We start from the raw sequence: 14,192 nt of genomic DNA on the forward strand, positions 1-14,192 counted from the left end.
GTTTCGGTATGCGGCTATGCGCGATGCTGGAGCGTTGCGCCAGTTGCGTGGCGCTATGCGCGCATCGTCTAGGCCGTCAGCTCCGCTGTCGCCTGATCCAGCCACGCCCTGGTCGCCTCGTCCAGCGCCGGCCCCACCTCTGTGCGGACGCGGGCGTGGTAGGCGTTGAGCCAGGCCAGCTCGTCCTTGCTCAGCATCGCTGTGTCAATGAGCCGGCGATCGATCGGCGCCAAGGTCAGCGTCTCGAACGCGTTCATCGCTTTCTCGGCGCCCTTGATGTCGGCCGCGACCACCAGCTCGAGATTCTCGATGCGGATGCCGAAGGCGTCGGTCTTGTAATAGCCTGGTTCGTTGGAGAGGATCATGCCGCGCTTCAGCGCCGTGGTGCCGAGTTTCGAGATCCGCGCCGGGCCTTCATGCACGCTGAGATAACTGCCGACGCCATGGCCGGTGCCGTGCTCGAAATCGATTCCGGCGGCCCACAGATATTGCCGCGCCAGCGTGTCGAGCTGCGCGCCCGTGGTGCCGTCGGGGAAGACCGCGCGCGCGATCGCGATATGGCCGCGCAGCACGCGGGTGAAGCGGTCGCGCATCTCGTCGGTCGGCTCGCCGATCGCCATGGTGCGGGTCACGTCGGTGGTGCCGTCTTCATATTGCGCGCCGGAATCGATCAGCAGGAGATCGCCCGGCACGATGCGCCGGTTGCTCTTGCGGGTGACGCGGTAATGCACGATGGCGCCGTTCGGCCCCGTTCCCGAGATGGTCGGGAACGACACGTCCTTCAACGCACCGGTGTCGCGACGAAAGGTCTCCAGCGCCTCGACGGCGTCGATCTCGGTGAGCTTGCCGCTTCCTGCCTCGCGATCGATGAACGCAAGGAAGCGCGCCAGCGCGATGGCATCGCGCCGGTGCGCCGTCTGCGTCCCCTTGATCTCGGTGGCGTTCTTCACCGCCTTCAGCAGCGCGATCGGATCGCTGCCGCGCAGCGGCTTGCCGCCGCCCTCGGTGATCAACCGGCTCAGCGCCTCGGCCGCGGTAGCGCCATCGAGGGCGATCGCAGCACCGCTTTTGGCCAGCGCCATCAGCGTCGGCGTCAGCGCGTCGGGCTCGCGCACGTCGGCCGATTGCTCGAGATGGTCCCGCGTCAGATTGGAGAGCTTGCGGTGGTCGATGAACACGGTGGGACGGCCGACCTTGGGCACCAGCGCGTAGGACAGCGGCAGCGGCGTGTGTGCGACGTCGGCGCCGCGGATGTTGAAGGTCCAGGCGACCGCATGGCTGTCCGACAGCACCAGCGCCTCGGCACCGAGCTTCTCGATCTCGCTCTTGATCTGCGCCACCTTCTCGGCCTCGGCGACCCCCGCATATTGCAGGCCGTGGATCGCGACCGGTGCGATCGGCTGATGTGGCCGGTCCTGCCAGACTGCGTCGACCGGGTTGCTGTCGACCGCCACCAGTTCGGCGCCGGCCTTGCTGCAGGCGGCCGAAAGGCGTTCGGCTGCCGAAAAAGTGTGCAGCCACGGATCAAATCCTAGGCGATCGCCCGATTTGAGATGCGCCGAGATCCAGCTCTCCGGCGGCGGATCGATCAGCGATTCCACCGCCCATGCCTTGGGGTCGACCTGCTTGGCGGCCTGGATGGTGTAGCGGCCGTCGACGAAGACAGCGGCTTCCTGGGCCAGCACCACGGCAAGTCCCGCCGAGCCGGTGAAGCCGGTCAGCCAGGCGAGCCGCTCTTCGGAGGGCGCCACATATTCATTCTGCTGCTGATCGGCGCGCGGAACGACGAAGCCGGTCAGCTTGCGGCGGGCGAGTTCTTCACGGAGCGCAGCCAGACGCGCCGTCAATGCGACGCCGGCCTCGGGCTCCTCGAATGTCTGGAAGTGTGCTTCGAACATGGCTCAGTTTAGGATCATGGGGATCAGTCCGCAATGTAGACGCAATTGCCCTTTCATCTGGCATGGACTGTGCTTGAAAATGTTCCATTCGAATTGAGTGGAGTAATGGATGCGGCAGTTGCGCTTCGTCCGGATAACAGGGAAGTTCGAGCAAGTGGTTCATCTCAACGGCGAGGGGACACACGATGCCATCGTTCACTTTTGAGAAGATTTCGCCGCCGGTGCGCCGCGCGCCGGTTGCAACGACACCGAAGAAGCCGCGCGGCCTCATCAGCCAGATGATCGAGCGTTTCGCCGAACGTCGTGCAAGGCGGGCGTTGCGCGCTTCGGCGCGCGGTGACGAGAAGCCGATGAAGTAGCCACATCGACGGTGTCGTAGGGTAGGTTAGCCGAAGTCGTAACCCACCGCTGTGTGTAGCCGTCGAGGCAGAAGAGGTGGGTTACGCCGAGCAGATGCGCTTCGCGCATCTGCGGGGCTAACCCAGCCTACGAGACCTTCCTCAGCAACAAGCTGCTCCACCCCTCAATCCGCAGATGCCGCAGCGGCACCAGGCCGCGCGCGCGGTAGGCGGCGATCACTGCGGGGGCCTGGTGGGTCAACAGGCCGGAGAGGATGACGCGAGCGCCGGGCGCAAGATGCCGGGCCATCGGGCCCGCCAATTGCCGCAGCGGATTGGCCAGGATGTTGGCCAGCACCAGGTCGAACGGGCCGCTTTTGGCAAAGTCCGGCGCGGCAAAGCCGGTGGCGCGGATCACCCGCACATATTGACCTGTTTCGTTCAGGGCGGCGTTCTCGGCTGCAACCCGCACCGAGGGCGGGTCGATGTCCGAGGCCAGCACGGCGCGATGCAGCGCCTTGGCCGCGGCGATGCCCAACACGCCGGTCCCGGTGCCGAGGTCGAGCACGCGCTTCGGCTGCGCGCGCTTCAGGACATGGTCAAGCAGAAGTAAACAGCCACGCGTGGTGCCATGGTGTCCGGTGCCGAAGGCGAGGGCCGCCTCGATCTCGATGGCGAGCTTGTTTGGCGCCACGCGGTCGCGGTCGTGGCTGCCATGGACGACGAAGCGTCCGGCCGGCACCGGCACGAGGTCCTCCAGGCTGGCCTTGACCCAGTCCTTGGCTTCGACCGTGTCGAATGCAAGCGTCGCGGCGATGTCATTTCCTGCTGAAGTTGCAACGAGTTCGCGGAGCAGTTCGTGATCGGGCGCCTCTGCAAAATGCAGCGTGACATCCCATTGTCCATCCGGTCGTTCGAAAGCGGCAACCGCAGCATCGCCCTCGAAAAAGACTTCCGTCAGCAGGTCGACGACACGCCTGGCAGCAGCCTCGTTGCCGATGGAAAAGCTGGCGCGATGGGTGGGAGAAGGCTGCATGCTCAGGGTTCCATTGGATTCAATTTGGAGAACTTTTGTTCCCAATTTTCCGCATAACTTGCGGTTCCCGGGTTAACCGGACTGTAGGTTGTGCCCCGTAGAATCCCCGACGTTCCAACCAACACCGCTCGGAATCGAAAACGGAGGCGAGTCTTGAAGCACATGATTTTGAAGTTCTGGTCCGATGAATCCGGCGCGACTGCGATCGAATACGGCCTGATCGCGGCCGGCATCGCGCTGGCCATCATCACCGTGGTGAACAGCCTGGGCACCACGATGAACGACAAGTTCGGTTCGATTAGCACCTCCTTGAAGTGATTTCAGCCTCCCATTTCCCAGCGGGGCCATTTTCTTCATAGACGGCTTTTTTCGACGACCGCCTGCCAGGGAGTTGCCCCCTGGTGGGCGATGTCGTTTTGGGAGCAAGCGAGGCTGAGATCGCCGCCTGTGGCCACAGGTTGTCCACTCGCGATCGTGAAGTCTTCCACCGGCTTGTCCGCGGTCTATCCAGCCCCTTCTCCACAGCTTGATCCCTCGATGTACCTGGCGGTCGCGTGAGGATCCCACCGCTTCACCACAGCCCTGCCAACAGGTCTGTCCACAGCCCATCCACAAGCCCATCCACAGACCTATCCACGGCCTGCGAACAGGCTGCGGTGATCGCGCAGGATCGCCTGCGCCGCGTTGTGGCCGGGGGCGCCGGTGACGCCGCCGCCGGGATGGGCCCCTGAGCCGCAATGATAGAGGCCCTTCAGGGGCCCGCGATAATCGGCATGACCCAGCATTGGCCGCGCCGAGAACAGCTGGTTCAGCGTCAGCGCGCCATGGAAGATGTCGCCCCCTAGCAGGCCGAATTGTCGCTCGAGATCCAGCGGGGAGAGGATCTGGCGGCCGAGCACGCTTGCCGCAAAGCCCGGCGCGTAACTGTCCACCGTCGCGATCATGAGATCGGCGACCTCCTCGCGATGATCATCCCAGGATTTGCCGTCGGGCAGGTCCGGCGCGACGTGTTGGCAGAACAGGCTGGCGACGTGCTTGCCCGCCGGCGCGAGCGTGTCGTCGAGCGTCGAGGGGATCAGCATCTCGACGATCGGCTGTTTGCTCCAGCCCTGCGCCCGCGCGTCGAGCCAGGCGCGGTCCATGTAGGCCAGGCTTGGTGCCACGATGATGCCGGAGGTGAGATGATCGCCGTCGCCAGGCAGCGCCGTGAAGGTGGGCAGGCGGTCCAGCGCCACGTTCATGCGGAAGGTGCCGGAGCCGTTCTTCCAGTACTGGATGCGGGCGAGGAAATCTGCGGGCAGTGCGTCGGCTGCGACCAGCTGCGTGTAGAGCAGTTTGGGATTGACGTTGGCCGCGACGTATCTTGCGCGGATCATGGTGCCGTTCTCCAGCACCACGCCGGCGGCGCGGTCGCGCTCGACGATGACCTCGCGCACGCCGGCATCGAGATCGATCGTGACGCCGCGCGCGCGGGCGGCGCGCGCCATGGCCTGCGTGATCGCACCCATGCCGCCGATGGCGTGGCCCCAGACGCCTTTCTTGCCGTTCACCTCGCCGAAGGCGTGATGCAGCATCACATAGGCCGAGCCGGCCGCATAAGGGCTGGCGTAGTTGCCGACGATGGCATCGAAGCCGAACAGCGCCTTGACCAGATCGTGCTGGAAGCGTTCATCCAGCATCTCGCCGGCCGATCGGGTGAAGAGATCGAGCAGGCTGCGGCTTTGCTCCAGCGTCAGGGTGCGCAGGATGTTGGCTGTCGCCAGCGCATTCGCGGCCTCGCGGATCGCGCCGATGCCAAAACTGTCGAGCAGGTTCGGCGGCGCGCGCAGCACGAACTGTCGCAGCACGTCGGCGATGTCCTCGAGCTCGCGCGAAAAACCATCGAGCGCATCGGCATCGCGCGCGCTGAGCCGCGCAACCGACGCCTTGGTCCGCCCCTCGCCGGTGAGGAGATAGCTGCCGTCGGGCGCGGGCAGAAAATTCTGCGCGCGCCGTTCGACCACGCGCAGGCCTTGTTCTGCAAGTCCGAGGTCGCGGATGACTTGCGGATTGAGCAGGCTCACCGTGTAGGCCGCGACCGAGTTGCGAAAGCCCGGATGAAACTCCTCCGTGACAGCCGCCCCGCCGACCACCCTGCGGCGCTCGACCACATGCACGCGCAAGCCCGCCATCGCGAGATAGGCCGCGCAGGTGAGGCCGTTATGGCCAGCGCCGATGATGACGACGTCGGTTTCGGTCATGATGAGGTCTAATGTTCCGCTGTCATTCCGGGATGGTCCGAAGGACCAGACCCGGAATCTCGAGATTCCGGGTTCGCCTCTTCGAGGCGCCCCGGAATGACATCTCTATATCAAGCATTCCCGCCTGCAACATCACGAGACCATTTATTGCCCGTTCAGGCGTGGTGTGCTCCATTGCGCGCGCCCGGCGCGCGCCGGAGGAATGCCGGAGCTCCCATGGATTCGATCGTGCAACCCGCTGCCACGGAGCAGCCGTCCGCCTTGCGCAACCGGCTGCTGCTGACAGTCTACACGGCCGCGATTTTCGTCAGCGCGCTGTTGCTGTTCTCGGTGCAGCCGCTGTTCACGAAAATGGTGCTGCCGCGGCTCGGCGGCTCGCCGGCGGTGTGGTCGGTGGCGATGGTGTTCTTCCAGTCGTTGCTGCTGGCGGGCTATGCCTATGCGCATCTGCTGATGCAGGTGAAAAACCGCCTGGTTCCGGTCGGGGTGCATCTGGTGCTGCTGATCGCGGCTTTCGTGACGCTGCCGCTCGGCATCGCCAGCGCCTATGGCGAACCGCCGGCGTCGGGCTATGCGCTGTGGCTGCTCGGCCTGTTCGTGATGTCGATCGGGCTGCCTTTCTTCGCGCTCGCTGCCAACAATCCGCTGCTGCAGGCGTGGTTCGTTCGCACCGGCCACCCTGATGGCCACGATCCGTATTTCCTCTATGCGTCGTCGAACATCGGCAGCTTCCTCGCGCTGCTGTCCTATCCCTTTCTGCTGGAGCCGATGTTCACGTTGCACACGCAGAACCGGCTCTGGACCGGCGGCTACGGCCTGCTGATCCTGCTGATCGCCGCTTGCGGCGTGCTGTTGTTGCGCTCGCCGAAGCTTGCATTGGCCGATATGCGTGCCGAAGAGGCGAATGCGCCGGCGCCAGGCATCGTGACGCGGCTGCGCTGGATCTTCCTCGCAGCAGTCCCGTCAGGCCTGCTGATCGCGGTCACCGCGCATATCTCCACCGACGTCGCGGCGGCGCCGCTGCTGTGGGTGCTGCCGCTGTCGCTGTATCTGCTGACCTGGGTGGTGGTGTTTCAGTCGCGGCCGCTTTTGCCGCACAAATGGATGCTGTTGCTCCAGCCTGCCGCGATCGCGGGCGTCGTCATCCTGCTGGCCTTCGGCGGCGAGCAGAATCTGCTGCTGACGCTTGGCGGCCATCAGCTCTGCTTCTTCATCATCGCCATGGCCTGTCACGGCGAGCTGGCGCGGACCCGCCCGGCCGCCAAATATCTCACCGGCTTCTATGTCGCGCTGTCGTTCGGCGGCATGGTCGGCGGTCTCTTTGCGGGCCTCGTCGCGCCCTTCACCTTCTCCTGGATCGCCGAATATCCGATCCTGATCGCGCTTGCCGCGCTGTGCCGGCCGTCGGCGAACGAGCGTCCTGCGGTCATCGTGAAATGGTATTGGCTGGCACTGGCCGTGCTCGCGGTCGTGCTGATTGCACCGTCTTGTACGACGGGCAGTGTTTCGACCTGGCTCCAGGATCAGCGCGTCTGGGTCGCTGGCGCCGTCGGCGTGCTGGCTGCGCTGCTGGCGCTCGCACTCAATGCCAGTCGCTGGAAGATCTTTGCCACTGTCGCGCTCGCGCTCGCATTGATCCGAATCTATCCGGCCGACGAAGGCCGGGTCACCACGGTGCGCAGCTTCTTCGGCGTGCACAAGATCGTGGAGACGCCGGGCGGCTATTTCCATGTGCTGATGCACGGCACCACGATTCACGGCGCCGAGCGCTTCCGCAACAATGACGGCACGCCGGTCACCGGCCGGCCGGAGCCGATCACCTATTATCACCGGGACGGCGGCATCGGGCAGGCCATCACAGCGATCCGCGAGCGCAAAGGCGCGCCGCTCAAGGTCGCGGCGATCGGCGTTGGATCAGGCACGCTGGCCTGCGCCGCCGAACCCGGCGAGGACTGGAAATTCTTCGAGATCGACCAGTCCATGGTCGATGCTGCGCGCGATCCCAAAAACTTTCGCTACATCTCGAGCTGCCTGCCGGACCTGAAGCCGGTCATCGGCGACGCGCGCCTCACCTTCGCCAGAGAACCCGACGGCATCTACGACCTCATCATCGTCGACGCCTATTCGTCGGATGCGATCCCGATTCATCTCGCGACCCAGGAGGCAATGAAGATCTATAAGGACAAGCTCGCCCCTCACGGCGCGGTGGTGATGCACGTCTCCAACCGCCATCTCGATCTCGAGCCCGTCGTGGTCGGCATTGCCGATGCCAACGATCTGAAGAGCTGGGTCTATGACGAGGATTCGGGGCGCGACGCCGATTACATCTTCTCGACCGACGTCGTCATCTCCGCGCGCGAGGCTGAAGACGTCGGCAAGCTCGCGTCCTCCAAGCAGTGGGAGGAGACCGACGCGGACGAGAAGGTGCGGGTCTGGACCGACGACTATTCCAACATCCTCGGCGCGCTGTATCGGCGCTTGCGGTTCGGGGAGCAGTAGCGCTTCGTAGCCCGGATGGAGCGAAGCGTAATCCGGGACCCCCTGCGCTTGGGCCACACCGCTTCCGGATTTCGCTGCGCTCCATCCGGGCTACAAGGTGGAGGGCTTACGGCTGGACCGGTGTTCCCGCCGGCAGCTTTATGCCCTTCTCGCCGGCCACCTGCCGCAGCAGGTCGGGTCTGTCGGAGATGATGCCGTCGACGCCGAGCTCGATCATCCGGGCCATGTCGTCGGGCTTGTTGACGGTCCAGACCACGATGCGCAACCCAAGCGTATGCGCCTCTGCGACGAGTGCCGCGGTCACGTCGCCGAAATAGGGTGACCACACCGCGCCGCCCGCGGCCTTGATGGTCCGCGGCAGCGAGCCGCCGTGATCGGCCGGGTTGAAACCCGCCGTCCAGCTGGTGGCCTTGTCGAGGGCGATCGTCGGTGCCGGGCCGCGCTGCAGTGTCAGATAAACCGTCGGAATGGCCGGGGCCTGCTGCTGGACGAGGAGCAAGGTCCGCCAGTCGAACGACTGGATCATGACGCGGCCCGAGAATTTTTCGTCCTCGATCACCCCGAGCAGCTTCGTGACGAAGGGCTGCGGCTCCAGCGATTCATCGGGATGATCGGGATCGATCTTGGTCTCGATGTTGAAGCGCACGCGGTCGTTGCCGGATTTGCGCACCAGTGCGAACAGCTCCTTCAGCGTGGGAATGCGCGTCCCCGGCACGGCACGCTGGTCGGGAAACTGCTTCGCATAGGCGCTGTCCGGCCGGATCCGGCCGACGTCATAGGTCCTGACGTCGGCGAACCGCAGCTTGACGAAGGGCGTGCCTGGTGCCGTGACATAGGTGCCACCAGCATCCCGCGTGAGGTCGGGATTGAGCCCGCGCTCATGCGACACGACCACCTCGCCGTCCGAGGTCACGCCGACATCGAGCTCGAGCGTGTCCACGCCCATCGTGAGTGCGTTGGCGAAGGCCGGCAGGGTGTTTTCCGGCAGCAGCGCCCGTCCGCCGCGATGCGCCTCGAGATCGAAAGCCATCGCGTTGCCAGTCATGGCTCCTCCTGCAGCGAGAAGACAGATCGTGCCGAGCAGGTGTGCAGGACGAAATGACATCATGACCGCGAATGGCAAGAGGAACCGCAGCCTAAGCCGGACCGACCAATAATCGGCATCGACTGCGCCGTCCACCCCGTGAGAGTTCGGCGTCGGGGCCGGCGCCGAACTCAAGCGATAGCGTCAGTTCTGGTAGTAGTAATTGCGCGGCTGATAGTATTGGCGCGGCTGCGGCTGATAGTAATAGCCCTGCTGGCTATAGGCCGGGTCGTAGGTCGGCTGCTGCGGCTGCGGCAGGTGCTGGTAGACCTGGGTGCCATAGGGGCGGGTGATCGGGCGCGGCGCCGGATAGCGCGCGCCGGTGTCGCTGCCGTCGGCGGGATAGATGTAATTGTCATCGTAGCGCCGCGCTGGCTGCATCGGCGGTGTCAGACTGACGGGATCGCCAGAGGTGGCGTACTGCTGCTCCTCGGCCGGCTGCTGGGCACGGGCCACCGCATTGTTGGCGCGGCCGCGCGGGTTGCGGGCCAGCGCGACCTGCGCCGAGCCGGTCAGCGTCACCGTGGTGTTGAGCACGCCCTGCTCCTGCACCAGCGCGTAGAGCGTCGAGGCGTTCTGACGCGACAGCCGCACGCAGCCATGCGAGGCGGGCGTGCCCAATCGTCCGACCGAGTCGGTGCCGTGGATGGCGTGCCCGATCTTGGTGAAGAAGATCGAGTGCGGCATCGGCGCGTCGTCGAATTCCTTGGAGAAGTGATCCTCTTCCATGCGGAAGGCGCGGAACGAGCCATTTGGCGTCTCGCGCGAGGGGATGCCTGTCGACACCGGCCAGCGGTAGCGCGTCACGCCGTCGACCGCGACGGTCATCTGCTGATTGTCCTTGTCGACGGTAATGTCGACCTTGGCCTGCGCGGTGCCCGCGCTCAAGAGCATCAACGAAGTGAAAGCGATAAGAAACGAACGCATCTGACGTCTGGCCTCCGGCCTGTTCTTGCTAGCGCCGCGGCTCTCCGTCCCCGGCATGCACTATGCCTGCAATCCGGCTTTCGTTCCAGCGGCCTGCCTAGCTCACCTTCCTGCCATCGTTAACGCGATGCCGGGCGTAAGCAAGGCCGCTTTGTGCCGCGCCGGCGCTGCCGGTGCTGACATTTTCGCGAGCGGGCGGACGTTCATAACGCCGACAATTCATGACAAAGGCGCAACCATTTGGCCGCCTTGCGCGTTGATGGTGGCCCTTCCAGACGCGGCTTTCGCCGCCGTCCATCGCTTGGACTGATGAACTTATGCCGCAGTAGCCCGGATGGAGCGAAGCGCAATCCGGGGTCTTTGTGCCTGAGGTGACGGCTGTCCCGGATTTCGCTTCGCTCCATCCGGGCTACTGATCCGCAATCAGTTCTTCAGCCGATATCCGGTCCGGAAGATCCACCAGATCACGGCGAGGCAGATCGCCAGAAACGCCACCGTCATGCCGATGCTGATGGACACGCTGACGTCAGCGATCTCGTAGAAGCTCCAGCGGAAGCCGGAGATCAAATAGACGACCGGGTTGAGCAGGGCCAGCGTGCGCCAGGTCGACGGCAGCATGTCGATGGAATAGAAGCTGCCGCCGAGGAAGGTCAGCGGCGTCACCACCAGCATCGGGATCATCTGCAGCTTCTCGAACCCGTCGGCCCAGATGCCGATGATGAAGCCGAACAGGCTGAACGTCACCGCAGTCAGCACCAGGAAGGCCAGCATCCAGACCGGATGATGGATGTGCAGCGGCACGAACAGGCCGGCTGTCGCCAGGATGATCAGGCCCAGAATGATCGACTTGGTCGCGGCGGCGCCGACATAGCCGAGCACGATCTCGAAATAGGAGATCGGCGCCGACAGGATCTCGTAGATCGTGCCGGTGAATTTCGGGAAGTAGATGCCGAACGAGGCGTTGGCGATGCTCTGCGTCAGCACCGACAGCATGATCAGGCCCGGCACGATGAATGTGCCGTAGCTGACGCCCTCGACCTGGCTGATGCGCGAGCCTATCGCAGCACCGAACACCACGAAATAGAGCGAGGTCGAAACGACAGGCGAGACGATGCTTTGCAGCAGCGTGCGCCAGGTGCGTGCCATTTCGAACAGATAGATGGCGCGGATGGCGCGGTGGTTCATGACGTCCTCACGAGGTCGACGAAGATGTCCTCGAGCGACGATTGGGTCGTGTCGAGATCGTTGAAGCGGATGCCGGCGGTGCGGAGGTCGCTGAGCAGGCTGGTGATGCCGGTGCGCTCGCCCTTGGTGTCGTAGTCGTAGACCAGCGTCGCCCCGCTGTCGCAAAGCTCGAGCTTGTATTTGCTGAGGCTCTCCGGCAGCGCGCCGAGCTTACCCTGCAAATGCAGCGTCAGCCGTTTCCTGCCTAGCTTTTGCATCAGGGTCGTCTTGTCCTCGACCAGCACGATCTCGCCCTTGTTGATGACGCCGATGCGGTCGGCCATCTCCTCGGCTTCCTCGATGTAATGCGTGGTCAGGATGATGGTGACGCCGGATTGCTGTAAGGCCCGCACCACTTCCCACATGCCCTTGCGCAGCTCGACGTCGACGCCGGCGGTCGGCTCGTCCAGGAACAGGATCTGCGGCTCGTGCGAGAGCGCTTTCGCGATCATCACGCGGCGCTTCATGCCGCCGGACAGCGTGATGATCTTGTTGTCCTTCTTGTCCCAGAGCGACAGATCCTTGAGGATCTTCTCGACCAGGGCCGGATTCTTCGGCTTGCCGAACAGGCCGCGGGAGAAGCTCACCGTCGCCCACACGCTTTCGAAGGCGTCGGTATGGAGCTCTTGCGGCACGAGGCCGATCAGCGAGCGCGCCTTGCGGTAGGAGATCTGGATGTCCTCGCCACCGACCAAAACCTTGCCTTCGCTCGGATTGGCGATGCCGCAGATGATCGAGATCAGCGTGGTCTTGCCGGCGCCGTTGGGGCCGAGCAGCGCAAAGATCTCGCCGCGCCTGATGTCGAGATTGACGTTCTTGAGTGCCTTGAATCCGGACCCATAGGTCTTGGACAGGTTGGCGACGGAAATGATGGAGGACATGGGGGCCGCTAGGGTGGGGGGATGCACCGGAACCTGCGCCCTGGCGGGCTCGTCCGGCGGACCCCCGAAATAGGAATGGCCTTGCCCGGTCGCAATCGCCTTGAGAAAAATGGTCTCAAAACCGGCCCATTGGTGGTAGGTTTCGGGCAGGTGTTGCGCGATGGTCACGGATGGTGGCGAAGATCGCCGTTCACGCGGCTCTTTGTTGCGTCTGCGAGCAGGCCAAGGCTACGATTCCGGCCAATCGCGAAGCGTATGTCCCAGGGAAAACATCAATGAGACTGAACGGCCGTCACACCGCCGGCGCAAGCCAGTTGCCCGCCCTCCGCGTGTGGGCGATCTGCCTGCTCCTGCTGTCAGCTGTTGCCATGAGCCCGTCCCCCGCCAGGGCGGCGCCGAGCCAGGCCGCTGCAACGACGCACGTCTATCTGCTCCGCGGCGTGCTCAACATCTTCTCGCTCGGGCTCGACACGATCGGTGCAAGGCTCGAGGCGCAGGGTATCCCGGTGACGGTCGCGAACTTCGTGTCCTGGTCCTCGCTCGCCGATGAAGCCGCGACCGCCTACAAGGCCGGCCGCCTCAAGACCATCATCCTGGTCGGCCATTCCTCCGGCGCGACCGCGCTCCCTGACATGATCGCCAAGCTGAACCAGCTCGGCGTGCCCGTGAAGCTCGCGATCGGCCTCGACTCCGTATTCAAGACCAGGCTGTCGACCGGCGCCGAGCGCTACATCAACATCTATATCGGCGACGGTCCGGGCGAGCCGGTGCGCGCCGCGGCCGGCCTGCGCGGCAAGCTCGACAATGTCGACGTGCGCGGCAGCGGCGTCGGCCACATCACCATCGACAAGAACGAGGCGATCCAGCGCCGCGTCATCGCCGAGATCGACGCCGCGATCGCCCGTTCGCACGGTCCGGCACCTGTCGCCGAGCCCGGCGCGGCGCCGCGGGCCGCGCGCTCGGCGGCGGCGACGGCGCCGGCGAGGAACTGAGGCCTGGCGCCAGCGAATGCTGATCTGATTGTGCCGCCGCCGACTTGATTGTCGGCGGCGGCCTTGTCTTGTCCGCGCTGCCGTAACGCCGTGGTCGCGCGTTCGCTATGCGAGAAAGGCGCGGATGGCCTCCGCGATCTCACTTGCGTGCGTCTCCAGCGCGAAATGTCCGGTGTCGAGGAATTTCACCACCGCATTTGGATTGTCGCGCTTGTACGCTTCTGCGCCGGGCGGGATGAAGAACGGATCGTTCTTGCCCCAGACCGCAAGGATGGGCGGCTTGTGCTTGCGGAAATAGTCCTGGAACGCGGGATAGAGAGCGACATTGCTCTTGTAGTCGCCGATCAGATCGAGCTGCACCTCATCGGCGCCAAGGCGTGCCAGGTAGAAATTGTCGAGGTTCTGGCCGTCAGGCGATACGGCCGTCGGATCTGGGACGCCATGCGTATACTGCCAGCGTGTCGCATCCGGTGTGAGAAAGCCGCGCAGCGCCTCGCGATTGGCGGGCGAGGGATCCTGCCAATAGGCCTTGATCGGCGTCCAGCCGTCGCTGAGGCCCTCCTCATAGGCATTGCCGTTTTGCGAGATGATCGCGGTGATCCTTTGGGGATGGCTGAGCGCGAGCCGGAAGCCGGTCGGCGCGCCGTAGTCGAAGACGTAGACGGCGAATCGATCGAAGCCGATCACCTCGGTGAAGCGCTCGATCACGCGCGCAATGTTGTCGAAGCTGTAGCTGAAGGTTTCGCGCGAAGGCATGTCCGACTGGCCGAAGCCGGGAAGATCAGGTGCAACGATGTGAAACTTGTCCGCCAGCAGCGGGATCAGGTCGCGGAACATGTGACCTGCGCTCGGGAACCCGTGCAGCAGCAGAAGCTTCGGCGCGCCGACGCGGCCGGCCTCGCGATAGAACACCTTGAAGCCGTCGACGTCGGCGGTGCGATAGGTCGTGCGGGCCATGAGCCTCTCCATTTCGAGTAACCTGCTAATTGGCATTAATACGGTTATTTTGATATTAGTAACTTGTCAACTGCTAATTTGATGGTTACGTGGCCATGCCCACCCGGAATCGTCAG

General features: G+C 64.4%; 12 protein-coding genes. 4 read left to right on the plus strand and 8 right to left on the minus strand.

The features are described 5' to 3' along the window. Nucleotides 1–68: 68 nt before the first annotated feature. Nucleotides 69–1,898 carry an aminopeptidase P family protein gene (locus tag ACNJX9_RS11570; RefSeq protein ID WP_439408866.1) on the minus strand — a complete coding sequence of 610 codons (1,830 nt, stop codon included), beginning with the start codon at nucleotides 1,896–1,898 and terminating at the stop codon, nucleotides 69–71. A gap of 185 nt (nucleotides 1,899–2,083) precedes the next feature. Between ACNJX9_RS11570 and ACNJX9_RS11575 the strand changes: the two genes are divergently transcribed. Beyond that, nucleotides 2,084–2,257, plus strand: coding sequence for a hypothetical protein (locus tag ACNJX9_RS11575; protein ID WP_167354003.1), 174 nt, complete (start codon nucleotides 2,084–2,086; stop codon nucleotides 2,255–2,257). A gap of 127 nt (nucleotides 2,258–2,384) precedes the next feature. Here the strand turns inward: ACNJX9_RS11575 and ACNJX9_RS11580 are convergent, their stop codons facing one another. Continuing rightward, nucleotides 2,385–3,272, minus strand: coding sequence for a 50S ribosomal protein L11 methyltransferase (locus tag ACNJX9_RS11580; RefSeq protein ID WP_439408868.1), 888 nt, complete (start codon nucleotides 3,270–3,272; stop codon nucleotides 2,385–2,387). A 162-nt stretch (nucleotides 3,273–3,434) separates the two neighbouring features. Here ACNJX9_RS11580 and ACNJX9_RS11585 point away from each other — a divergent pair, with 162 nt between their 5' ends. Beyond that, nucleotides 3,435–3,590: a Flp family type IVb pilin gene (locus tag ACNJX9_RS11585; protein ID WP_083514188.1), complete on the plus strand. Its 156-nt coding sequence runs from the start codon at nucleotides 3,435–3,437 to the stop codon at nucleotides 3,588–3,590. Between the two features lie 311 nt (nucleotides 3,591–3,901). Here ACNJX9_RS11585 and ACNJX9_RS11590 read toward each other — a convergent pair whose 3' ends face one another. Continuing rightward, on the minus strand, nucleotides 3,902–5,512 hold the full coding sequence (locus ACNJX9_RS11590; protein WP_439408869.1) for a phytoene desaturase family protein: 1,611 nt from the start codon (nucleotides 5,510–5,512) through the stop codon (nucleotides 3,902–3,904). Nucleotides 5,513–5,728: 216 nt separating this feature from the next. Here ACNJX9_RS11590 and ACNJX9_RS11595 point away from each other — a divergent pair, with 216 nt between their 5' ends. Beyond that, entirely contained in the window at nucleotides 5,729–8,011 is a 2,283-nt protein-coding gene (locus tag ACNJX9_RS11595; protein ID WP_439408870.1) for a fused MFS/spermidine synthase, read from the plus strand. Nucleotides 8,012–8,117: 106 nt separating this feature from the next. On the opposite strand, the gene ACNJX9_RS11600 is transcribed toward ACNJX9_RS11595, so the two are convergent. From ACNJX9_RS11600 to ACNJX9_RS11615, 4 genes are all read right to left on the minus strand, one after another. Further along, on the minus strand, nucleotides 8,118–9,056 hold the full coding sequence (locus ACNJX9_RS11600; protein ID WP_439408872.1) for a glycerophosphodiester phosphodiesterase: 939 nt from the start codon (nucleotides 9,054–9,056) through the stop codon (nucleotides 8,118–8,120). A 183-nt stretch (nucleotides 9,057–9,239) separates the two neighbouring features. Beyond that, nucleotides 9,240–10,022: a L,D-transpeptidase family protein gene (locus tag ACNJX9_RS11605; RefSeq protein ID WP_439408873.1), complete on the minus strand. Its 783-nt coding sequence runs from the start codon at nucleotides 10,020–10,022 to the stop codon at nucleotides 9,240–9,242. A gap of 423 nt (nucleotides 10,023–10,445) precedes the next feature. Continuing rightward, entirely contained in the window at nucleotides 10,446–11,207 is a 762-nt protein-coding gene (locus ACNJX9_RS11610) for an ABC transporter permease (RefSeq protein ID WP_057747300.1), read from the minus strand. Continuing rightward, a complete protein-coding gene (locus tag ACNJX9_RS11615; protein ID WP_057747310.1) occupies nucleotides 11,204–12,127 on the minus strand; it encodes an ABC transporter ATP-binding protein in 924 nt (307 codons plus the stop codon). The genes ACNJX9_RS11610 and ACNJX9_RS11615 overlap by 4 nt, the downstream gene beginning before the upstream one ends. Before the next feature lie 275 nt (nucleotides 12,128–12,402). Between ACNJX9_RS11615 and ACNJX9_RS11620 the strand changes: the two genes are divergently transcribed. Next, nucleotides 12,403–13,119 carry a hypothetical protein gene (locus ACNJX9_RS11620; RefSeq protein WP_439408876.1) on the plus strand — a complete coding sequence of 239 codons (717 nt, stop codon included), beginning with the start codon at nucleotides 12,403–12,405 and terminating at the stop codon, nucleotides 13,117–13,119. A gap of 105 nt (nucleotides 13,120–13,224) precedes the next feature. Here the strand turns inward: ACNJX9_RS11620 and ACNJX9_RS11625 are convergent, their stop codons facing one another. Then, nucleotides 13,225–14,076, minus strand: a complete 852-nt coding sequence (locus ACNJX9_RS11625; RefSeq protein ID WP_439408878.1) for an alpha/beta fold hydrolase — start codon at nucleotides 14,074–14,076, stop codon at nucleotides 13,225–13,227. Nucleotides 14,077–14,192: the final 116 nt, after the last annotated feature.

It is taken from the genome of Bradyrhizobium sp. BLXBL-03, from assembly GCF_051853015.1.
Taxonomy (GTDB): domain Bacteria; phylum Pseudomonadota; class Alphaproteobacteria; order Rhizobiales; family Xanthobacteraceae; genus Bradyrhizobium; species Bradyrhizobium manausense.